Source organism: Streptomyces sp. NPDC017936, from assembly GCF_044328485.1.
In the GTDB taxonomy this organism is placed as follows: domain Bacteria; phylum Actinomycetota; class Actinomycetes; order Streptomycetales; family Streptomycetaceae; genus Streptomyces.
Window position 1 is genome coordinate 203,495 of record NZ_JBIRHK010000016.1, and the last position, 20,021, is coordinate 223,515.

The following is a 20,021-nucleotide window of genomic DNA, read 5'->3' on the forward strand; positions in this document are numbered from 1 at the left end:
GCTGATCAGACTCCAGCGGGCGTACGGGTCTCGGTGTCGGACAGGTCGGCCGGGGAGGCCAGGTGGCCCAGGACCGCGGTGGCCGCCGCGACCTGCGGCGACACCAGGTGCGTACGACCGCCCTTGCCCTGCCGGCCCTCGAAGTTGCGGTTGGAGGTGGAAGCGGAGCGCTCACCGGGAGCCAGCTGGTCGGGGTTCATGCCCAGGCACATCGAGCAGCCCGCGTGCCGCCACTCGGCGCCGGCCTCCTTGAAGACGACGTCCAGGCCCTCGGAGACGGCCTGCAGACCCACGCGCGCGGAGCCCGGGACGACCAGCATCCGTACGCCGTCGGCGACTTTGCGGCCCCGCAGCAGGTCCGCGGCGGCGCGCAGGTCCTCGATGCGTCCGTTGGTGCAGGAGCCTACGAAGACGGTGTCCACCTTGATGGAGCTCAGCGGCTGGCCGGCCTCCAACCCCATGTACTCCAGGGCCTTTTCGGCGGCGAGGCGCTCCGAGGCGTCTTCGTACGAAGCCGGGTCGGGGACGGACGCGGAAAGCGGCGCGCCCTGGCCGGGGTTGGTGCCCCAGGTGACGAACGGCGACAGTTCGGCGGCCTCGATGACGACCTCGGCGTCGAACTCGGCGTCCTCGTCCGTCCTCAGTGTCTTCCAGTACGCGACGGCCGCGTCCCAGTCCTCGCCCTTCGGGGCGTGCGGACGGCCCTCGAGGTACGCGAAGGTGGTCTCGTCGGGGGCGATCATGCCCGCGCGGGCGCCGGCCTCGATCGACATGTTGCAGATGGTCATCCGGGCCTCCATCGAGAGCTTCTCGATGGCGGAGCCGCGGTACTCCAGGACGTAGCCCTGGCCGCCGCCGGTGCCGATCCTCGCGATGATCGCCAGGATCAGGTCCTTGGCGGTGACGCCCTCGGGCAGCTCGCCGTTGACCGTGATCGCCATGGTCTTGGGGCGGGCCATCGGCAGCGTCTGGGTGGCCAGCACGTGCTCGACCTGGGAGGTGCCGATGCCGAAGGCCAGGCCGCCGAAGGCGCCGTGCGTGGAGGTGTGCGAGTCGCCGCAGACGACGGTCATGCCCGGCTGGGTCAGGCCCAGCTGCGGGCCGACGACGTGCACGACGCCCTGCTCGACGTCGCCGAGCGGGTGCAGGCGCACGCCGAACTCGGCGGCGTTCTTGCGCAGCGTCTCCAGCTGGACCCGGGAGACCGGGTCAGCGATGGGCTTGTCGATGTCGAGGGTCGGGGTGTTGTGGTCCTCGGTCGCGATGGTGAGGTCGAGACGGCGCACCCGGCGGCCGCTCTTGCGGAGGCCGTCGAAGGCCTGCGGGCTGGTCACCTCGTGCAGCAGGTGCAGATCGATGAAGAGGAGGTCGGGCTCGCCCTCGGCGCGCCGGACGACGTGGTCGTCCCAGACCTTCTCCGCGAGTGTCCTACCCATCGCTTTCCCTCCGGCCGGCCACGGTGCGCCGACCCAACTAGAGATCTTGTGGAGGCGACGCCCTCGGCCCCTGTCCCGGGCGCCCGCCGCCTGGCCCGTTGGTTCGCGGGCCGCTGTGCGTCCAAGGGTTGCGCGTCTCACGGAAAAATGAACTTGCGTTTCACAGAGTGAGACGGGAATATCGTTGCATGGACAACAGTAGCGGCGTCGGCGTTCTGGACAAGGCAGCCCTCGTCCTGAGCGCTCTGGAGTCCGGTCCGGCCACCCTCGCAGGGCTGGTCGCGGCGACCGGACTGGCACGACCCACGGCCCACCGGCTGGCCGTGGCCCTGGAACACCACCGCATGGTGGCGCGGGACATGCAGGGCCGGTTCATCCTCGGCCCGCGCCTGGCGGAACTGGCCGCGGCCGCGGGCGAGGACCGCCTCCTCGCGACCGCCGGCCCGGTGCTCACCCACCTGCGCGACGTGACGGGCGAGAGCGCGCAGCTCTACCGCCGTCAGGGCGACATGCGCATCTGCGTCGCCGCGGCGGAACGCCTGTCCGGCCTCAGGGACACGGTCCCGGTCGGTTCGACCCTCACGATGAAGGCCGGTTCGTCGGCCCAGATCCTCATGGCCTGGGAGGAGCCCGAGCGCCTCCACCGCGGCCTGCAGGGCGCCCGCTTCACGGCGACGGCCCTGTCGGGCGTGCGGCGCCGGGGCTGGGCCCAGTCCATCGGCGAGCGCGAGCCGGGCGTCGCGTCCGTCTCCGCGCCCGTGCGCGGCCCGTCCAACCGTGTCGTCGCCGCCGTCTCGGTCTCCGGACCGATCGAGCGCCTGACCCGTCACCCGGGCCGGATGCACGCCCAGGCGGTCATCGACGCGGCGGCCCGCCTCTCCGAGGCCCTGCGCCGCACGGGCTGAGCCCGCCCGCGGGACACCCGGGACGCCCCCGGGGAGAGCCGGCCCCAACGCCGCGGCAGGCTCTCCCCGGTCCCCCGGCTCCCCCCTGTCATCCGGTCCTCTCGCCGGCCCTCCCGGAAGCACCGGCCTCCCGGGAGGCGTCGGCCTTCCCGGCGGCGCCGGCGCTCTTCGGGGCACCGGGCCCGGCGGACGCGTCGGCACCCCCCGGAACACCGACGCTCCTCGGAACACCGACGCTCCCCGGAGCACCGGCGGCCCGCGAGGCCCCGGCGTTCCCCGACCGGTACGCGTACCGGTCCTTCGCGTACCGCCCGCGCCGCTCCAGCGGCACCTGGCCGTGCGCCGCGGCCAGTCCGAACGGCGGCATGTCCCCGTAGACCGCCTCGTACCGCCCCTCCGGCACGACGTACGCCTCGTGCCAGATCCCCACGTGCCCCCGCGTCCTCCCGTCCCGTTCCAGGCGGTTGATCTTCGCCCACGCCTGGTGGTGGAACGCGTCGGGCGCGCTCGCGTAGGCGTACAGCTTCTCCTTCGACTCCCAGTACTGGACGACGTAGTAGGTCCGCGGGGAGGCGGTCAGCAGGACCCGGGAGAGGAGCCCCCGGCCCGGGTCCTTCTTCAGCTCGGCCAGCATGCGGAACATCGCCAGCATCACCGGCAGCCACTGGTGCACGGCCCAGAAGTGGTTGACGCGCATCCCGATCAGCAGGACGACGACGTCACCGCGTGCGTCCGCCGTCGTACGCGTGGCTGCGGCCGGCTTGACGGGCATGGCTGTCCTCCTGGTCGGTCAGCGGCACCACCCGAGTGGGCATGCTTGGATAGTGCCGCTGACCAAGGAAGGGCGCAAGGGATGCGGCTGGCCGAACTGAGCGAGCGCAGTGGTGTGTCCACGGCGACGATCAAGTACTACCTGCGTGAGGGGCTCCTGCCGCCCGGCCGCCAGGTCAACGCGACGACCGCCGACTACGACGAGGAGCACCTGCGCCGGCTGCGGCTGGTGCGGGCGATGATCCAGGTGGGCCGGGTGCCGGTGGCCACGGTCCGGGAGGTGCTCGGCCACGTCGACGACGACTCGCTGGGCCGCACGGTCCGGCTCGGCGCGGCCCTGTGGGCCCTGCCGCAGGTCCCGGAGCCGGACGCGGACGACGCGTACGTGCGGGCCGCCCACCGCGAGGCGGAGGACCTGCTGACCACCCTGGGCTGGGGGAACGCCCGTCTACTGACCACGATCTCGCCGGCCTACCGGTCGCTGGTGGTGGCGGTGGCCGCGCTGCGGCGGCTGGGCTACGCGTGGGACGCCGAACTCCTCGTGTCCTACGCCCGGTTGATGCACCAGGCGGCCGTCCTCGACCTGGACTTCGTGGAGACGCAGGCGTCGGAGGCGGAGCGGATCGAGACGGCGGTGCTCGGGGCGATCCTCGTCGAGCCGATGCTCCAGGCACTGCACCGGCTGGCACAGGAGGAGGAGTCGGCGCGGCGGTACGGCTTCGAGTGAGCGCGCGGTCCGGGCGGCGCGGTGATCGGGCGGTGCGCGCGGTCCGGGCGGCGCGCGCCGGCGGCGCCCGGGGACGACGAAGGCCCTCCACCGAAGTGGAGGGCCTGTCCTCGTGTACCCCCGACCGGATTCGAACCGGCGCTACCGCCTTGAGAGGGCGGCGTGCTAGGCCGCTACACAACGGGGGCGTGGACTCTGCGTTTCCGCAGGTCCGAGCTGGTCTACCTGGACTCGAACCAAGACTAACTGAACCAGAATCAGTCGTGCTGCCAATTACACCATAGACCAATGTGGTTTAGACCAGTCAGTACCCCCGACCGGATTCGAACCGGCGCTACCGCCTTGAGAGGGCGGCGTGCTAGGCCGCTACACAACGGGGGCCCTAGCGATTCCGAGTTGATCGGAACCAGTACCCCCGACCGGATTCGAACCGGCGCTACTGCCTTGAGAGGGCAGCGTGCTAGGCCGCTACACAACGGGGGCTTCGCGGATGGGATCCGCGGGTGCAGATGAGCTCTGCGAGCTGGCCTACCTGGACTCGAACCAAGACTAACTGAACCAGAATCAGTCGTGCTGCCAATTACACCATAGGCCACTGGAACGCAAGCCCCTGAGGGGATCTTGTTCTAGCTCTGCTCCTCGGGGCTCCGGCCTTTCGGCCCGCTCCCCGGCGGCGCAGAAAGAACATTACCCGAAGGTGGACTGCGCTCCAAAACGGGTATCGGCGCCGAGGATCGCGGGCAGTTCGGAGAGGGTGGCGATCCGGTGCCGTCCGGAGGGCAGCTCGACCGTGGCGGTGCCGCCGCAGCGGTCGATCCACACGGAGAGCAGGCCGGCGTCCGCGGCGCCCTGCCCGTCGATCTCCGGGTGGTCTCCGACGTACGCCACCTGGTGCGGCGGCAGGGCGAGGGCCTCGCAGGCCGCCAGGAACGCGGCGGCCTGGGGCTTGGAGACGCCGAGCTCGGCGGCGCACAGGATGGCCTCGAAGCGGTCGTGGACGCCGAGGACCCGCAGCTTGCGGTCCTGGACGTGGATGCTGGAGTTGGAGAGCACCGCGTGGCGGTGGCTGGCGGCGAGCGCGTCCAGCACGGGCAGGACGTCCGGGAAGAGGGCCCAGGCGGCCTCGTAGTGACCGATGTAACGCCGGAACCAGGCGTCGGCCTCGGCGTCGGTCATCTGCCGGTCCAGGAAGACCCGTACGCGGTCGCGGCGCTGGTCCTCGAAGGTGGCCTCGCCGGCGGCGAAGCGCGCCCACTGCTCGTCGGTGACCTCCCGCCACCGGGCGAGGGCCTGCTCCGGGCTGTCGTACCCGGCGAGCAGCCCCTCGGCGGCCAGGTGCGCCCGCATCCCCTCGCGGTCCGCCGTCGTGTAGTCGAAGAGGGTGTCGTCCACGTCCCAGACGACGGCGCGAATGCTCATGGTCCGACGGTAACGCGCGGCCCCGGGGTCTGTCCGCCGGTCGCCGGTCCGCCGTCGGCCGGGCGGGCGCCGGGGCCGGTCAGGCGGGCGCCGGGGGCTCCTCGCCGGGGCCGGGGGCCACGAAGAAGTCGGTGAGGAAGCAGGTGACCTCGCCCCGGGCCGAGCGGCCCGTCCAGGTCGGGTAGCAGCCGTCGCCCCAGCCGGAGGTGAAGGCCGCCAGGGTGTGGCCGGTGGCGGGGGACCTGACCAGGTGGGGACCCTCCGACCAGTCGCTGTCCTCGAAGGCGTCCCAGAGCGGTCCCTCGTCCTCCCGCGCCTCGGGGAAGGCCTCCTCCGCCGAGGCGTCGTAGAAGCAGCCGGTGCCGGCGTCGACGCCGTAGCCGAAGAACTCGTCGTCGCCGAGGTCGGCGGGGTCCTGGCCGGGGAGCAGGGCCAACTCCCAGGTCGCGGCGGGTTCGTCGCGGATGACGAGGCGGGCCGCCGCTACCCGCGTGTGGGGACGGCCGGCCGGCGGCTCGCCGGGCCGGGTGAGCGTCGCCACGGCCGCCTCGACCCGGTAGCGGCCGGGGGCCACCGCGACCGTGAACGGCTCGACGTCCCCGGTGCCGAGGTACACGAACGGGTCGCAGGCGACGACCCGGCCGGTGGGCAGGTCCAGTTCGCCGCCGTCGGCCACGTGGATGACGCCGGTGGTCCCGGACGCGTGGCGGAACGTGCTGCCCGGGGTGAACAGCCAGGTGTAGTCGCGAGGGGGCATCGGCATGGCGGGGCCTTTCCTGATCAGGGGACGGGACGAGCCGGAACCCTAATGCGCGCCGCTGACAACGACGCCGAGGGGCGGCAGCCGGTCGTCCGGCTGCCGCCCCTCGTGCCGTGCGCCGGGTGCTACGCCGCCAGCTTCGCCAGGGCCGCGTCGACGCGGGCCAGCGTCTTCTCCTTGCCGAGGACCTCGAGGGACTCGAAGAGGGGCAGACCCACCGTGCGGCCGGTGACGGCGACGCGGACCGGGGCCTGGGCCTTGCCGAGCTTGAGGCCGTGCGCCTCGCCGGCGGCCAGGACGGCCTCCTTCAGGGAGTCGGGGGACGTCCAGTCGGCCGCCTCCAGCTTCTCCCTCGCCGTGCGCAGCAGGGCGTCGGAGCCCTCCTTCATCGCCTTCGTCCAGGACGCCTCGTCGAAGACCGGCTCGGCCAGGAACAGGAAGTCGACGTTGTCGGTGATCTCGGACAGGACCTTCAGGCGGGTCTGCGCGTGCGGGGCGATCGCCTGCCACTTGGCCTCGTCGAAGTCCTCCGGCGCCCAGGTGGCGAACGGGGCCTTCAGCCACGGGCGGCAGCGCTCGGTGAAGTCCTTGACCTCCAGCAGGCGGATGTGGTCGGCGTTGATCGCCTCGCACTTCTTCAGGTCGAAGCGCGCCGGGTTGGGGTTCACGTCCGCGACGTCGAAGGCCGCGACCATCTCCTCGATCGGGAAGATGTCCTGGTCCGCGCTGAGCGACCAGCCCAGCAGGGAGAGGTAGTTGAGCAGCCCCTCGGGCAGGAAGCCGCGCTCGCGGTAGAGGTTGAGGGACGACTGCGGGTCGCGCTTGGAGAGCTTCTTGTTGCCCTCGCCCATCACGTACGGCAGGTGGCCGAACTCGGGGACGCCCTTGGCGACGCCCAGCTCGATCAGCGCCTTGTACAGGGCGATCTGGCGGGGGGTGGAGGAGAGCAGGTCCTCGCCGCGCAGGACGTGGGTGATCTCCATCAGGGCGTCGTCGACCGGGTTGACGAGCGTGTACAGCGGGGCGCCGTTGGCGCGGACGATGCCGTAGTCCGGGACGTTCTCCGGGAGGTAGGTGATCTCACCGCGCACCAGGTCGGTGAAGGTGATCGTCTCGTCGGGCATGCGGAAGCGGACGATGGGCTCGCGGCCCTGGGCCCGGTACTCCTCGACCTGCCCGGCGCTCAGGTCGCGGCAGTGGCCGTCGTAGCCGGAGGGCTTGCCGGCGGCGCGGGCGGCCTCGCGGCGGGTGTCCAGCTCCTCCTGGGAGCAGTAGCAGTGGTAGGCGTGGCCGGCGTCCAGGAGCTTGGCCGCGACGTCCTGGTAGAGGTCCATGCGCTGCGACTGGCGGTACGGCGCGTGCGGGCCGCCGACCTCGGGGCCCTCGTCCCAGTCGAAGCCGAGCCAGCGCATCGCGTCCAGGAGCTGCTCGTAGGACTCCTCGGAGTCGCGGGCCGCGTCGGTGTCCTCGATGCGGAAGACCAGGGTGCCCTGGTGGTGGCGCGCGAAGGCCCAGTTGAACAGGGCGGTGCGGACCAGGCCCACGTGGGGGTTACCGGTGGGCGAGGGGCAGAAACGGACACGGACTGCTGGGGCGGATGCGCTAGCCACGCTTGACAACCTTGTTGGTGAGAGTGCCGATGCCTTCGATGGTGACGGCGACCTCGTCGCCGACAGCCAGGGGGCCGACCCCTGCCGGGGTGCCCGTGAGGATGACGTCGCCGGGCAGCAGCGTCATGGCCTCGGTGATGTTGACGATCAGATCCTCGATCGAGTGGATCATCTCGCTGGTGCGGCCGAGCTGGCGCTGCAGGCCGTTGACCGTGAGCTGGATGGTGAGGTCGCCCGGGTCCAGGTCCGTCTCCACCCAGGGGCCCAGCGGGCAGGACGAGTCGAAGCCCTTGGCCCGCGCCCACTGCTTCTCGCGCTTCTGGACGTCCCGCGCGGTGATGTCGTTCGCGCAGGTGTAGCCGAAGATCACGTCCTTGACGCGCTCGCGCGGGACCTCGCGGCACATGCGGCCGATCACCACGGCGAGCTCGGCCTCGTGGTGGAGGTCCTCGGAGAAGGGCGGGTACCGGATGTCGTCCCCGGGGCCGATCACGGAGGTGGACGGCTTGAAGAAGGCGAACGGGGCGTCGGGCACCTCGTTGCCGAGTTCGCGGGCGTGCTCGGCGTAGTTGCGGCCGAAGGCCACGACCTTGTTGGGGAGCACGGGCGGGAGCAGCCGGACCTTGCTCAAGGGCACCTTCGTGCCGGAGAGCTCGTGTTCCGCGAACGGGATGCCCTTGATGATGTCGAGGACGAGCTCGTCCGGCTTGTCGCCCTCGACCGCGCCGAAGGCGACGTTCCCGTCGATGGAGAACCTGGCGATGCGCACGGGTTGGTTGGCCCCTCGCTGAGCTGGCTGGAGTCTGACGCTCCAGGCTAACGCGGAAGGGCGCCCCCGGCCGGGGACGCCCTTGGCATCCGTGCGCGGCCGCCTTGAGCACGCGGCGGCCGTTCGCCGTACTACTCCGCGGAGGCGGCGGCGGCCGCCGCGGGGATCTCCATGAGGACGGTGCGCTTGGGGTTGGCGGTCTGGGCCGGCAGGTCGACGGAGTGCTCCCGCTCCGGACGCTGCAGTTCGTCGGCGTCCTCGAGGTGCGCCAGCGTGGTGCGCCGCGGGTTGGCGATCTTGTGGAACATCGTCGTGGTCTTCACTGTTGTACTGAGCCCTGTCGTGTCCAGGCGCCCGCGGACCGGTGACGTCCCACCGTCGGGGCGCGGCTTGTCGGATTTGCCATATCTGTAAAGCGTCAGGCTAAACACGCCCTTCCCGGGGAACACGTGAAGGTCTCATGATCAGGGTGTGAGTTTGCTCACGAACCCTCAGCCAAACCGGTCAATTCAGGCCCTTGAATCACCCCTATGAAACGGACATTGACCCCCTGAAGCCCCCATTCCGCTCCTGATCATGGCGACTGGGACACCGGCCGGGCACTCCCGCTTCACCCGGATGCGCCCGTTTTGCTCCGGATCAGTTTGCACGGCCGGTGACGCACCCCTCACGCCGTGTCACGGATGTCACAGCCCGGCCAACACACCTTGTTGGAGATCCTGCACTGTGCTGGAATTCCACGGACCGCCGCGGGATCGAGCCGGCGCGCAGAGGGCGCACAGCAGCGCCGAGTGGCGGCGAGAAGGGGGAACCTGCGCCGGTCACTCACGACTCGGAGGGCGTATTCAGGACGCCCTTCAAGACGCCGACACCGTCCTTCCGTCACCCGGGAGGGCGCCTGGTCCAGAGGTTGCGACGCTAGTGCAGGGACGTTTCAAGAGGGATGGCAGTGCTTCGGCGGAGCCGGAGCCGCACGGCGGGACTGCCCCCAGCAATGGCAGCTCCTCGCCCCAGCACGCCCAGAACCCGGGTTCGGCCCCGTCCGGCGACGGCCCCGGGCGGCCCGGTGCGTCCGGGTCGTCGAGCGCCCTCCCCCCGACTCCGACGGTCAAGCCGCCGGCCGGCCCGACCGGTCCCGGCTCGCGCGTGGCCCTGCGCAACTGGCGCATCTCGACGCGTCTGGTGGCGCTGCTGACCCTCCCCGTGGTCGCGGCCACCACCCTGGGCACCCTGCGCATCAACCAGTCGATGGACGACATCCAGCAGCTCGACAACATGAAGCTGCTGACGGACATGACCAAGCAGGCCACCGACCTGGCCGAGGCGCTCCAGGAGGAGCGCGACAAGTCCGCCGGTCCGCTGGCCCACGGCGCCAAGGCGACCGACTTCACGGTCAAGGGCGTCCGCGAGAAGACGGACCGCACGCTGTCCGCGTTCTCCGACGCGTCCGAGGAGATCGACGCCTCCAGCCAGGACGGCAACCTCGAGGGCGTGCGGGACAGCCTCGTGGGCCTCCTCAGCGACCTCGGCAACCTCGCCAAGATCCGCAAGTCGGCCTACGCCGAGCCGAAGAACTCCGCCCAGACGGTGGAGGCCTACCACCGCCTCATCACCAACCTGCTCGACCTGTCGCAGGACATGGCGCAGGCCACCAGCAACCCGGAGATGATCCAGCGCACGCGTGCGCTGGCCGCCTTCTCGTCCGCCAAGGAGTACGCCTCCGTCCAGCGCGCCACCCTCGCGGCCGCGCTGCCGGTGAACGACGACGTCTACGGCGACCTCTCCGAGAACGACCGCAAGTACGCCGAGGCCGCGCTGGAGAACCAGGAGTCCGACCTCGCGAGCTTCCGCAGCATCTACGGCGACGAGGGCGCCGAGGAGCTGCTGCAGCCCATCGAGCAGGGCAGCCCGACCATCGAGGACGCCGACACCTACGCCACCCGTGCGCTGAGCTCGGCCAGCGGTCTCACCTCGCTGGACAAGCGGTCGTACCAGGACTGGCTGGACGCCAGCACGACCAAGATCAAGCAGATGTCCAACATCGAGCTCACGCTGCTCGAGGACATGGAGCAGAAGGCGCGTGAGCTGCGCGCCGAGTCGGAGCGCGAGGCGATCATCTCCGGTGCGCTCATCCTGCTCGTGCTCGGTGTGTCGCTGGTCGGCGCGTTCGTCGTCGCCCGGTCCATGATCCGCTCGCTGCGCCGTCTGCAGGAGACCGCCACCAAGGTCGCCCAGGACCGTCTGCCCGAGCTGGTCAAGCAGCTGTCCGAGTCCGACCCGCAGGACGTCGACACGTCCGTGGAGTCGGTCGGTGTGCACTCCCGGGACGAGATCGGCCAGGTGGCCGCGGCCTTCGACGACGTGCACCGCGAGGCGGTCCGCCTCGCCGCCGAGCAGGCCCTTCTGCGGGGCAACGTCAACGCGATGTTCACCAACCTCTCGCGCCGCTCCCAGGGCCTGATCCAGCGCCAGCTGTCGCTGATCTCCGAGCTGGAGTCCCGCGAGGCCGACCCGGACCAGCTGTCCTCGCTGTTCAAGCTCGACCACCTCGCGACCCGCATGCGCCGTAACGGCGAGAACCTCCTCGTCCTCGCGGGTGAGGAGCCCGGCCGCCGGTGGACCCGCCCGGTCCCGCTGGTCGACGTGCTCCGCGCCGCCGCGTCCGAGGTGGAGCAGTACGAGCGCATCGAGCTGGCCTCGGTGCCGACCACCGAAGTGGCCGGCCGGGTCGTCAACGACCTCGTGCACCTCCTCGCCGAGCTGCTCGAGAACGCGACCTCGTTCTCCTCGCCGCAGACCAAGGTCAAGGTGACCGGTCACGCCCTGCCCGACGGCCGGGTGCTGATCGAGATCCACGACACCGGTATCGGTCTGTCCCCCGAGGACCTCGCCGCGATCAACGAGCGGCTCGCCTCGCCGCCCACCGTGGACGTCTCCGTCTCCCGCCGCATGGGCCTCTTCGTGGTCGGTCGTCTGTCGCAGCGCCACGGCATCCGCATCCAGCTGCGCCCGTCCGACTCCGGTGGCACGACCGCGCTGGTCATGCTGCCCGTCGATGTCGCCCAGGGCGGCAAGAAGCCGCAGCCCAAGCCCGGTCAGGGCGGCGCGTCCGGCGGCCCCGCCGCCGCGCAGGCCGCCGCCGGCGCGGCCGCGGCCCGTCGCCAGAACGGCCAGCAGGGCGGCGCCCTCGGCGCCGGTCCCGGCGCCGGCGGCCGGCTCGCCGCCGGCCAGGGTCCCCGGGCCGCGCTGCCCGGCCGGGACGGCGGTGGCCGCCCCGGTGCGCCGCGCGCGCCGCAGGGTCCGGCCGTCCCGCAGCAGGGCCGCCCGGCTCCGGCCGGCGCCGGCTTCGGCGGGCAGGCTCCGGGGACTCCCCAGAACCTTCAGGCGGCCGGTCCCGGTGCGCCCGGGCAGGGCCAGGACATGTTCGGCAACGGACGTCCGCAGGCGGCGCCGCAGCGCCAGAACGACAACCGGGCCGAGCAGGGCGGCCGCGGCCGCCGGCCGCAGCTGCCGCCGCGCGGCGGCCCGCGCGCCGAACTGCCCGGCGGCGACCCGCAGCAGCGCGCCGCGGCGAGCTGGGCCGACGACAACGCCCAGCCGCCGGTGCCGCGCACTCCGCTGGACGCCCCGCGCGGCCACGAGGAGCCGGACGTCGCCCAGACCTCCCGCATGCCGCGCGTCGACGACCGCCAGGGCCCCGGCTCCACCGCGGAGATACCGGTGATCCCCGGCAACGACGGGCGTCAGGGCCCGGCGGGCCCCGCCGACTTCACGCGTCCCGGCGTCGACAACACCCAGGGCGCCGGCGGGTTCCCCGGTGTCAACGCGGGCCAGGACACGGGCCAGTTCCCCGCGCCCGGCACGGCCGGTCAGCAGGACGGCTTCGTCCGCTCCGACGTCTTCGGCACCCCCGGCGGGGGGAACACCCCGGCGGGTCCGGGCCGGTTCGCCGCTCCGGCGGCTCCGCAGGGCTACGACAACGGCTCCACCGGCCAGTTCGCCGCGCCCGGCTACGACGCCTCCCCCACCGGGCAGCACTCCCTGCCCGGCCACCAGGACCCCCAGTCCACGGGGCAGTTCGAACGTCCCCGGAACAACGGCGGCAACGGCTACGGCTCCCCGCAGCAGCAGCCGGTCCCGCCGCGCGCCGCCCGTCCCGAGCCCCCCGCCAGGAGCGCCGCGCAGCGGCCCGACGAGGGACGGGGCGACGGGTGGGCGCTGCCGCCGGCCCCGGGTCCCGGCGACGGCCGTACCCCGCTGTACGACACCCTGGAGACCAACTGGTTCCGCGGGCAGCAGGGCGACGGGAACGGTTCCGGTCCGGCGCCGCAGCAGCAACAGCCGCCGCAGGCTCCGGCTGCCCCCCAGCAGCGTCCCGCGGCCGCCGGCGCCGCCGGCGCCTCGTGGCGCACCTCGCCGAACGACGAACTCGTCCGGCAGGCCGAACGCGTCCGGCAGCCGGCCGCGGGCGGCGTCACCACCTCCGGCCTGCCGCGCCGGGTGCCCCGGGCGAACCTCGTCCCGGGCACGGCTCAGCAGCAACAGCACCAAAGCGGTCCGCAGGTCTCGCGCGCGCCTGACGACGTGCGCGGACGGCTGACCAATCTTCGTCGGGGCATCGCGCAGGGTCGTCAGGCCGGCAACGGCCAGACCGGCAGTTTCCCGAGCCCCACTCACCAGCAGGAGCGTTAGTTGAGCCAAATGAGCCAGGCGGCACAGAACCTGAACTGGCTGATCACCAATTTCGTGGACAACACCCCAGGGGTGTCCCACACGGTGGTGGTCTCCGCCGACGGTCTCCTGCTCGCGATGTCCGAGGGCTTCCCGCGCGACCGTGCCGACCAGTTGGCGGCGGTCGCGTCGGGACTCACCTCGCTGACGGCCGGCGCGTCCCGGATCTTCGAGGGCGGCCATGTGGCCCAGACGGTCGTCGAGATGGAACGAGGTTTCCTCTTCCTCATGTCCGTCTCGGACGGCTCGTCCCTCGCCGTTCTCGCGCACCCCGAGTGCGACATCGGCCTCGTCGGCTACGAGATGGCGCTCCTGGTCGACCGCGCGGGCGCGGTGCTCACGCCCGACCTGCGCGCCGAGCTCCAAGGCAGTCTGCTCCACTAGCGTCCGCGGTACCACCCACCTCACGAAATCACCGTCCGGCCGACACAATCCCCCCACCGGCCTCGACGGACGGCACGACTGACCGAGACATGCTGTCCCGCCCGGAGGATTCATGACCCCGCCCACCGCCTCTCATGATCCGTACGCGGAGCCGTACGGGGACGAGGGCGACCAGCCGCTGGTGCGTCCGTACGCGATGACCGGTGGCCGGACCCGGCCGCGCTACCAGCTCGCCATCGAGGCGCTGATCAGCACCACGGCCGACCCGGCAGCGCTCATGGGGCTCCTCCCGGAGCACCAGCGCATCTGCCATCTGTGCCGCGAGGTGAAGTCGGTCGCCGAGGTCTCGGCGCTCCTGGCCATGCCGCTGGGCGTGGCGCGGATCCTCGTCGCGGACCTGGCCGAGGCCGGACTGGTGGCCATCCACCAGCCGGGCGGCGATGAGAACAACGGCGGCGCTCCGGACGTGACGCTGCTCGAAAGGGTGCTCAGTGGACTTCGCAAGCTCTGACGGGGGACGGGCCACCACCTCCGCGAAGATCGTGGTGGCGGGCGGCTTCGGCGTGGGCAAGACCACGTTCGTGGGCGCCGTCTCGGAGATCAACCCGCTGCGCACGGAGGCCGTGATGACGTCCGCCTCGGCGGGCATCGACGACCTCACCCACACCGGGGACAAGACGACCACCACGGTCGCCATGGACTTCGGCCGCATCACGCTGGACCAGGACCTGATCCTGTACCTCTTCGGTACGCCGGGCCAGGACCGCTTCTGGTTCATGTGGGACGACCTGGTGCGCGGCGCCATCGGCGCGGTGGTCCTGGTGGACACCCGCCGGCTCGCCGACTGCTTCCCCGCCGTGGACTACTTCGAGAACAGCGGCCTGCCGTTCGTCGTCGCCCTCAACGGCTTCGACGGGCAGCAGCCGTACCAGCCGGAGGAGGTGCGCGAGGCCCTGCAGATCGGCCCCGACACCCCGATCATCACCACCGACGCCCGCCACCGCGCGGACGCCAAGTCGGCGCTGATCACGCTGGTCGAGCACGCGCTGATGGCCCGACTGCGGTAGTTTTCCGGTGCCGTACGGCACCCGTCGCAGGACCTTCCGGAGCCGGCCGTGGCCTTTGACACGGCCGGCTCCGGTGTTCATAACGTTTCGGCAGAGGAATCGGGTGGTACGGCAACGCGTCGCGGTCGCTCGGTCTCGCTGCGCGCACGACGGCCCCGCCTTTTGGCGGGGCTCGCTCTTTATGACCGTTTTATCTGGGGCTTACATCACAAGGATTCGACGCTTCCTACTGTTTGGAAGAGCGCAGGTCGTCGTGCTGGAATGCCTGAACTGCCCAATAGTCAATGACGTACACATGGTCGATGGCTGACCGGGCTCTGAGACACTGCGGCACGACGAAGGTGCCGACCGCCGAGAGGTTGTTGGTCGAGTGAGGCGAAGCAAGAAAAGTCCCGAGCCGGCGGCGCGGGGCAACTTCACCCCGCCGCCGCGCGGAGCGGCGCCCGCCCCTGTGCCCGGCTCGGAACCGCCGGCTGAGCCCGCCAAGAGCGGGGGCCGTCTCTCTCCGCGCAACTGGCGGGTGCCGACCAGGCTGAACGCGATCCTGCTCATACCCGTGCTGGTCGGCCTGGTCATGGGCGGCTTCCAGGTGAAGAGCTCGATCGACACCTGGCAGGAGGCCGAGGACGCGGAGAGCACCGCGCGTCTGGTCCAGGCCTCCCTCGCCTACGCCGACGCGCTGTACAAGGAGCGGGACAGCAGCGCCGCTCCGCTCCTCGCCGGCAAGAAGGACGACCCGGACGTCACCGCGGCCCGCAAGAACACCGACAAGGCCGCCGCCGCCTTCGACGTCGCCGCGCAGGACATGCCGCAGAAATCCGGTCTGCAGCGCCGCCTGCAGCTGTTCCGCAAGGGCGAGACCAAGCTGACGGCGCTGCGCGCGGCGGCCTACACCTCCCAGCTCACCGGTGTGCAGACCGAGGAGGGTTACGTCGAGGTCGCCCACCCGCTGATGGAGTTCGCCAACGAACTCGGCCTGGGCACCGGAAACATCACCTCCTACGGCCGCACCGTCTACGCGATCTCGCTGACCAAGGCCGCCCTGTCCCTCGAGCGCTCGATCGGCACGCACCTGCTGGTCAACCCGGGCCCCAAGAAGACCGACCTGGCCAAGCAGCGCGTCGCCTTCTCCTCGTACGCCTACCTCGAGGGCATCGCGCTCGAGGAGTACCTCGGCGGTGGCACCGACGCCGACGCGCAGAGGCTCGAGGACGCCGAGGCGAAGATCAAGACGGACGCGGCGGCGCAGGTGGCCGCGGCCAAGCAGAAGGACGAGGACTACGTCCCGCCGCCGTCCGACCCGAGCGACATGATCTCCGCCCTGGCCTCGCTGCAGAGCACCGAGGGCTCCGAGCGCGCCGGGCTCGCCGCGCAGGGCGTCACCGCGGACAACTGGTGGGCGTACACCACGCTCAAGTACGACGCCTACCTCGAGATCGAGTCGGACATGGCCGACAAGGCCGTGACCGAGGCCTCGGACATCGCCGCCGACGCCAAGACCTCCGCGATCATCACCGGTGCCGCCGTCGTGGTGGCCCTGCTCCTGGCGTTCATCCTCGCCGGTACGGTGGCCCGCCAGATGAGCCGCTCGATGCGCCAGCTGCGCAACGCCGCCTTCGGCATCGCCGAGCAGCGTCTGCCGATGCTGGTCGACCAGCTCTCGCGCACCGACCCCGGCCGCGTCGACACCCGCGTGCAGGCCATCCCGATCACCACCACGGACGAGATCGGCGAGGTCGCCCGCGCCTTCGACCAGGTCCACCGCGAGGCCGTCCGGCTCGCCGCCGAGCAGGCCCTGCTGCGGGGCAACATCAACGCGATCTTCACCAACCTGTCGCGCCGCAACCAGTCGCTGATCGAGGGCCAGCTGACCCTGATCACCGACCTGGAGAACAACGAGGCCGACCCGGACCAGCTGGAGAGCCTCTTCCGCCTGGACCACCTCGCGACCCGTATGCGCCGCAACGGCGAGAACCTCCTGGTCCTCGCGGGCGAGGAGCCCGGCCGCCGCTGGGACCAGCCGGTCCCGCTGGTCGACGTCCTGCGCGCCGCCTCCTCCGAGGTGGAGCAGTACGAGCGCATCGAGCTGTCGGGCGTCCCGGAGGCCGAGATCCACGGCCGTGCCGTGACCGACCTCGTGCACCTGCTCGCCGAGCTGCTGGAGAACGCCACCACGTTCTCCTCGCCGCAGACCAAGGTCCGCGTCACCGCGACCCGTCTCCCCGACGGCCGCGTCATGATCGAGATCCACGACAAGGGCATCGGCCTGACGGCCGAGGACTTCGCGGACATCAACCACAAGCTGGCCAACCCGCCGACCGTGGACGCCGCGATCTCCCAGCGCATGGGCCTCTTCGTGGTCGGCCGGCTGTCCGACCGGCACGGCATCCGCGTCCAGCTGCGCCCCTCGGGCGAGCAGGCCGGCACCACCTCGCTGGTCATGCTGCCGGACGCGATCACGCACGGCGGTGGCGGCGAACAGCCCGTCGACCGCGACGAGTTCACCGTCTCGCAGATCATCCCGGAGCAGAGGTTCCAGGGTGAGGACTTCAACCAGCAGCCGATGCGCACGGCGGCCGAACTCGGCTTCGACGACAGCCGCTACGAGGTCCCCGACGACCTCCGCGACCTGGACCCGGTGGGCCGCTCCCTGATGCGCGAGGAGCGCCGGGCGGCCCTGGAGGCCCAGTCGGGCGGCCAGCCGGGGCAGCAGCCCGAGACCGCCGGGTACGGCGAGGGCTTCGACCGGACGCAGCAGCAGCCCGCCTACGACGCCTCCCCGAACGGCTTCGCGGGCGCGCAGAACGGCTACGACACCGGCGCGGCCGAGGCCACCGGTTACGCCGAGCAGGGCGCGTCGTACGACCAGCAGACGACGTACGAGGAGCAGCAGCGCCAGGCGTACGAGGACCCGTACCTCGCGTCGAACGGCACCGCCGCCCGGAACGACGCCTTCTCGTCGAACGGCGGCTACCCGGATCCCGCGTATGCGGACCCGGCCCAGGAGGAGCGCGCGCCCGCCCAGGCGTCCGCGCCGGAGGGCTACCCGTCGTACGACGGGCAGTCCTACCAGGACGACTGGCCGCAGCAGACCGGTTACCAGAACGGCTACCCGGACCAGTACGCTCCGGAAGCGGAATCCGCGCAGGCCGCTGACGCGGGTGAGCGGGACCGCGTAGGCTTCGAGCGTCCGGGACCGGCTTCCTCCGCCGCCCACGCGCTGACCGACGCCGGACTGCCCCGCCGCGGCTCCCCCGCGGCGAGCGGTTCGAACGGCGCCGCGCGGCCCGTGAACCGCGAGACGCCGGCCCCCACTCCGGAGAACAACGGCGGCAGCAACTGGCGTTCGGCGAACGACGAGCGCTGGCAGCAGGCCTCGCAGCTCCGGAAGCCGAAGGCGGGCGGGGTCACCTCCTCCGGCCTGCCGCGGCGGGTACCCAAGGCCAACCTGGTCGAGGGCACCGCCGAGAGCACCCCCCAGGGAGGCCCACAGGTCTCCCGCGCCCCGGAGGACGTCCGAGGCAGGTTGAGCAACCTGCGTCGGGGCGTCCAGCGCGGACGCAACGCAGGCAGTGAAACGAACGGCCAGGGCTTCGGTCCTGACAGCACCTACAACCAGGAGCGTTAGTGTGAGCCCGATGAGCCAGGCGGCACAGAACCTGAACTGGTTGATCACCAACTTCGTGGACAACACCCCGGGGGTGTCCCACACGGTGGTGGTCTCCGCCGACGGACTCCTTCTGGCGATGTCCGAAGGCTTCCCCCGCGACCGCGCCGACCAGCTCGCGGCCGTCGCCTCCGGTCTGACGTCACTGACGGCAGGCGCCTCCCGGATCTTCGAGGGAGGCAGCGTGAACCAGACGGTTGTGGAGATGGAGCGGGGATTCCTCTTCATCATGTCCATCTCCGACGGTTCGTCGCTCGCGGTTCTCGCACACCCCGAGGCGGACATCGGCCTCATCGGGTACGAGATGGCCCTTCTGGTGGACCGTGCCGGCACGGTCCTGACGCCCGATCTTCGTGCGGAGCTCCAAGGGAGCCTTCTCAACTGAAGGACGGGCGGTGCGTATCGGCGTCCCGAGGCCGTAGGGTTTCGGGACGCGGCTTCCACGTGATGGATGCCAGGCACAGTCGGAGGAGGAGAGAAAGTGGCAACACCCCCAGGCGGTTCCCATTCAGGCAACTGGTCGTACGGCCCTGCCCAGGGTCAGAACGACGGTTCCCAGAACCCGAACCGTTACGACTTCCCCTCCGCTCCGAACCAGCGTCAGCCGTACGCGCCGCAGGGCCCGCAGGGGCCGTCGCCGTACGACCAGCCGCACTCGCCGCGCATCCAGCCCGTGCAGCCGCAGCGCCGCAGCCCCGAGCCGACGCCCGCCGGGGCGTCCAACAACCCCTTGGTGCGTCCGTACGCCATGACCGGCGGCCGGACCCGCCCGCGGTACCAGCTCGCCATCGAGGCACTGGTGCACACCACCGCGGCTCCGCACCAGATGCAGGGGCAGCTGCCCGAGCATCAGCGGATCTGCAACCTCTGCCGTGAGATCAAGTCGGTAGCCGAGGTCTCGGCCCTGCTGACGATCCCTCTCGGCGTGGCCAGGATCCTCGTCGCCGACTTGGCGGAGGCGGGACTGGTCGCCATCCATCAGCCCGGCGGCGACGAGAACGCCGGCGGCCAGCCAGACGTGACACTGCTCGAAAGGGTGCTCAGTGGACTTCGCAAGCTCTAGCGGCGGTCCTTCCCGCTCCACCACCTCCGCGAAGATCGTGGTGGCGGGCGGCTTCGGCGTGGGCAAGACCACGTTCGTCGGTGCTGTCTCGGAGATCAACCCGCTGCGCACAGAGGCCGTGATGACATCCGCTTCGGCGGGCATCGACGACCTCACCCACACCGGAGACAAGACGACCACCACGGTCGCCATGGACTTCGGCCGCATCACGCTGGACCAGGACCTGATCCTGTACCTCTTCGGTACGCCCGGCCAGGACCGCTTCTGGTTCATGTGGGACGACCTGGTGCGCGGCGCCATCGGCGCGATCGTCCTGGTGGACACCCGCCGGCTCGCCGACTGCTTCCCCGCGGTCGACTACTTCGAGAACTCGGGTCTTCCCTTCGTCATCGCCCTCAACGGCTTCGACGGCAACCAGCCGTACCAGCCGGACGAGGTGCGCGAGGCCCTGCAGATCGGCCCCGACACCCCGATCATCACCACCGACGCCCGCCACCGCGCGGACGCCAAGTCGGCGCTGATCACGCTGGTCGAGCACGCGCTGATGGCCCGACTGCGGTAACGCGGCCGCACACCGGCACGCCAAGGGGGCGCCCTCTCCGACACGGAGAGGGCGCCCCCGTTACCTTTTCCGTGGCCCCGCAATGGGGCTCCCGGTCTCCGGGTCCGGCATGACTTGCGCCCCTTGTCGACCATGGTCGAAAAAGTGGTG

At 71.3% G+C, this 20,021-nt stretch carries 16 protein-coding genes, 5 tRNA genes and 1 pseudogene; 10 read left to right on the top strand and 12 right to left on the bottom strand.

Features of this window, described 5'->3' with window-relative positions; all coding sequences use genetic code 11:
- Nucleotides 1-5: 5 nt before the first annotated feature.
- The gene (leuC, locus tag ACH4F6_RS29975; RefSeq protein ID WP_397963504.1) at nt 6-1,436 is read right to left on the bottom strand and encodes a 3-isopropylmalate dehydratase large subunit; all 1,431 of its coding nucleotides are present in this window, start codon (nt 1,434-1,436) and stop codon (nt 6-8) included.
- A gap of 188 nt (nt 1,437-1,624) precedes the next feature.
- Here leuC and ndgR point away from each other — a divergent pair, with 188 nt between their 5' ends.
- Entirely contained in the window at nt 1,625-2,341 is a 717-nt protein-coding gene (ndgR, locus tag ACH4F6_RS29980; protein WP_015036427.1) for an IclR family transcriptional regulator NdgR, read from the top strand.
- A 271-nt stretch (nt 2,342-2,612) separates the two neighbouring features.
- On the opposite strand, the pseudogene ACH4F6_RS29985 reads toward ndgR, so the two are convergent.
- Nucleotides 2,613-3,113, bottom strand: a pseudogene (locus tag ACH4F6_RS29985) (DUF4188 domain-containing protein); the annotation flags it as partial.
- A gap of 81 nt (nt 3,114-3,194) precedes the next feature.
- On the opposite strand from ACH4F6_RS29985, the gene ACH4F6_RS29990 reads away from it, so the two are divergent.
- Nucleotides 3,195-3,839, top strand: coding sequence for a MerR family transcriptional regulator (locus ACH4F6_RS29990; protein ID WP_397963505.1), 645 nt, complete (start codon nt 3,195-3,197; stop codon nt 3,837-3,839).
- 115 nt (nt 3,840-3,954) lie between these two features.
- On the opposite strand, the gene ACH4F6_RS29995 is transcribed toward ACH4F6_RS29990, so the two are convergent.
- The 10 genes from ACH4F6_RS29995 to ACH4F6_RS30040 form a co-directional block, all read right to left on the bottom strand.
- A tRNA-Glu gene (locus ACH4F6_RS29995) sits at nt 3,955-4,027 on the bottom strand.
- 28 nt (nt 4,028-4,055) lie between these two features.
- Nucleotides 4,056-4,127 (bottom strand) — tRNA-Gln (locus ACH4F6_RS30000).
- Between the two features lie 20 nt (nt 4,128-4,147).
- Nucleotides 4,148-4,220, bottom strand: a tRNA-Glu gene (locus tag ACH4F6_RS30005).
- A gap of 29 nt (nt 4,221-4,249) precedes the next feature.
- Nucleotides 4,250-4,322: transfer RNA gene (locus tag ACH4F6_RS30010), tRNA-Glu, on the bottom strand.
- A 40-nt stretch (nt 4,323-4,362) separates the two neighbouring features.
- Nucleotides 4,363-4,434 (bottom strand) — tRNA-Gln (locus ACH4F6_RS30015).
- Nucleotides 4,435-4,526: 92 nt separating this feature from the next.
- Entirely contained in the window at nt 4,527-5,258 is a 732-nt protein-coding gene (locus tag ACH4F6_RS30020; protein WP_397963506.1) for an HAD family hydrolase, read from the bottom strand.
- Between the two features lie 79 nt (nt 5,259-5,337).
- The gene (locus ACH4F6_RS30025) at nt 5,338-6,021 is read right to left on the bottom strand and encodes a DUF4241 domain-containing protein (RefSeq protein WP_397963507.1); all 684 of its coding nucleotides are present in this window, start codon (nt 6,019-6,021) and stop codon (nt 5,338-5,340) included.
- A gap of 122 nt (nt 6,022-6,143) precedes the next feature.
- Entirely contained in the window at nt 6,144-7,628 is a 1,485-nt protein-coding gene (gltX, locus tag ACH4F6_RS30030) for a glutamate--tRNA ligase (RefSeq protein WP_397963508.1), read from the bottom strand.
- Nucleotides 7,621-8,397 (bottom strand): fumarylacetoacetate hydrolase family protein, encoded by a 777-nt coding sequence (locus ACH4F6_RS30035; protein WP_397963509.1) that lies wholly within the window; start codon nt 8,395-8,397, stop codon nt 7,621-7,623. The genes gltX and ACH4F6_RS30035 overlap by 8 nt, the downstream gene beginning before the upstream one ends.
- 131 nt (nt 8,398-8,528) lie before the next feature.
- Nucleotides 8,529-8,720, bottom strand: coding sequence for a hypothetical protein (locus tag ACH4F6_RS30040; RefSeq protein ID WP_397963510.1), 192 nt, complete (start codon nt 8,718-8,720; stop codon nt 8,529-8,531).
- 598 nt (nt 8,721-9,318) lie between these two features.
- Here ACH4F6_RS30040 and ACH4F6_RS30045 point away from each other — a divergent pair.
- The 8 genes from ACH4F6_RS30045 to ACH4F6_RS30080 all read left to right on the top strand — a co-directional run bounded on the left by ACH4F6_RS30045 (nt 9,319) and on the right by ACH4F6_RS30080 (nt 19,871).
- Nucleotides 9,319-13,089 (top strand): nitrate- and nitrite sensing domain-containing protein, encoded by a 3,771-nt coding sequence (locus ACH4F6_RS30045; RefSeq protein ID WP_397963511.1) that lies wholly within the window; start codon nt 9,319-9,321, stop codon nt 13,087-13,089.
- A gap of 9 nt (nt 13,090-13,098) precedes the next feature.
- Nucleotides 13,099-13,512: a roadblock/LC7 domain-containing protein gene (locus ACH4F6_RS30050; protein WP_189937672.1), complete on the top strand. Its 414-nt coding sequence runs from the start codon at nt 13,099-13,101 to the stop codon at nt 13,510-13,512.
- A 112-nt stretch (nt 13,513-13,624) separates the two neighbouring features.
- On the top strand, nt 13,625-14,023 hold the full coding sequence (locus tag ACH4F6_RS30055; RefSeq protein ID WP_019058642.1) for a DUF742 domain-containing protein: 399 nt from the start codon (nt 13,625-13,627) through the stop codon (nt 14,021-14,023).
- On the top strand, nt 14,004-14,579 hold the full coding sequence (locus ACH4F6_RS30060) for an ATP/GTP-binding protein (RefSeq protein ID WP_132855910.1): 576 nt from the start codon (nt 14,004-14,006) through the stop codon (nt 14,577-14,579). The genes ACH4F6_RS30055 and ACH4F6_RS30060 overlap by 20 nt, the downstream gene beginning before the upstream one ends.
- 370 nt (nt 14,580-14,949) lie before the next feature.
- Nucleotides 14,950-18,207 carry a nitrate- and nitrite sensing domain-containing protein gene (locus tag ACH4F6_RS30065; protein ID WP_397963512.1) on the top strand — a complete coding sequence of 1,086 codons (3,258 nt, stop codon included), beginning with the start codon at nt 14,950-14,952 and terminating at the stop codon, nt 18,205-18,207.
- A gap of 10 nt (nt 18,208-18,217) precedes the next feature.
- Nucleotides 18,218-18,631 carry a roadblock/LC7 domain-containing protein gene (locus tag ACH4F6_RS30070; RefSeq protein ID WP_004983065.1) on the top strand — a complete coding sequence of 138 codons (414 nt, stop codon included), beginning with the start codon at nt 18,218-18,220 and terminating at the stop codon, nt 18,629-18,631.
- A 96-nt stretch (nt 18,632-18,727) separates the two neighbouring features.
- Nucleotides 18,728-19,309: a DUF742 domain-containing protein gene (locus ACH4F6_RS30075; RefSeq protein WP_397963513.1), complete on the top strand. Its 582-nt coding sequence runs from the start codon at nt 18,728-18,730 to the stop codon at nt 19,307-19,309.
- Entirely contained in the window at nt 19,290-19,871 is a 582-nt protein-coding gene (locus ACH4F6_RS30080) for an ATP/GTP-binding protein (protein ID WP_071369867.1), read from the top strand. The genes ACH4F6_RS30075 and ACH4F6_RS30080 overlap by 20 nt, the downstream gene beginning before the upstream one ends.
- The last annotated feature ends 150 nt before the right edge of the window (nt 19,872-20,021 follow it).

Excerpts from the sequence above, each read along its gene's own strand:
- leuC (WP_397963504.1), bottom strand. The coding sequence starts at position 1,436 with ATGGGTAGGACACTCGCGGAGAAGGTCTGGGACGACCACGTCGTCCGG.
- ndgR (WP_015036427.1), top strand. The coding sequence starts at position 1,625 with ATGGACAACAGTAGCGGCGTCGGCGTTCTGGACAAGGCAGCCCTCGTC.
- ACH4F6_RS30055 (WP_019058642.1), top strand. The coding sequence starts at position 13,625 with ATGACCCCGCCCACCGCCTCTCATGATCCGTACGCGGAGCCGTACGGG.
- ACH4F6_RS30025 (WP_397963507.1), bottom strand. The coding sequence starts at position 6,021 with ATGCCGATGCCCCCTCGCGACTACACCTGGCTGTTCACCCCGGGCAGC.
- ACH4F6_RS29990 (WP_397963505.1), top strand. The coding sequence starts at position 3,195 with ATGCGGCTGGCCGAACTGAGCGAGCGCAGTGGTGTGTCCACGGCGACG.
- ACH4F6_RS30070 (WP_004983065.1), top strand. The coding sequence starts at position 18,218 with ATGAGCCAGGCGGCACAGAACCTGAACTGGTTGATCACCAACTTCGTG.
- ACH4F6_RS30020 (WP_397963506.1), bottom strand. The coding sequence starts at position 5,258 with ATGAGCATTCGCGCCGTCGTCTGGGACGTGGACGACACCCTCTTCGAC.
- ACH4F6_RS30050 (WP_189937672.1), top strand. The coding sequence starts at position 13,099 with ATGAGCCAGGCGGCACAGAACCTGAACTGGCTGATCACCAATTTCGTG.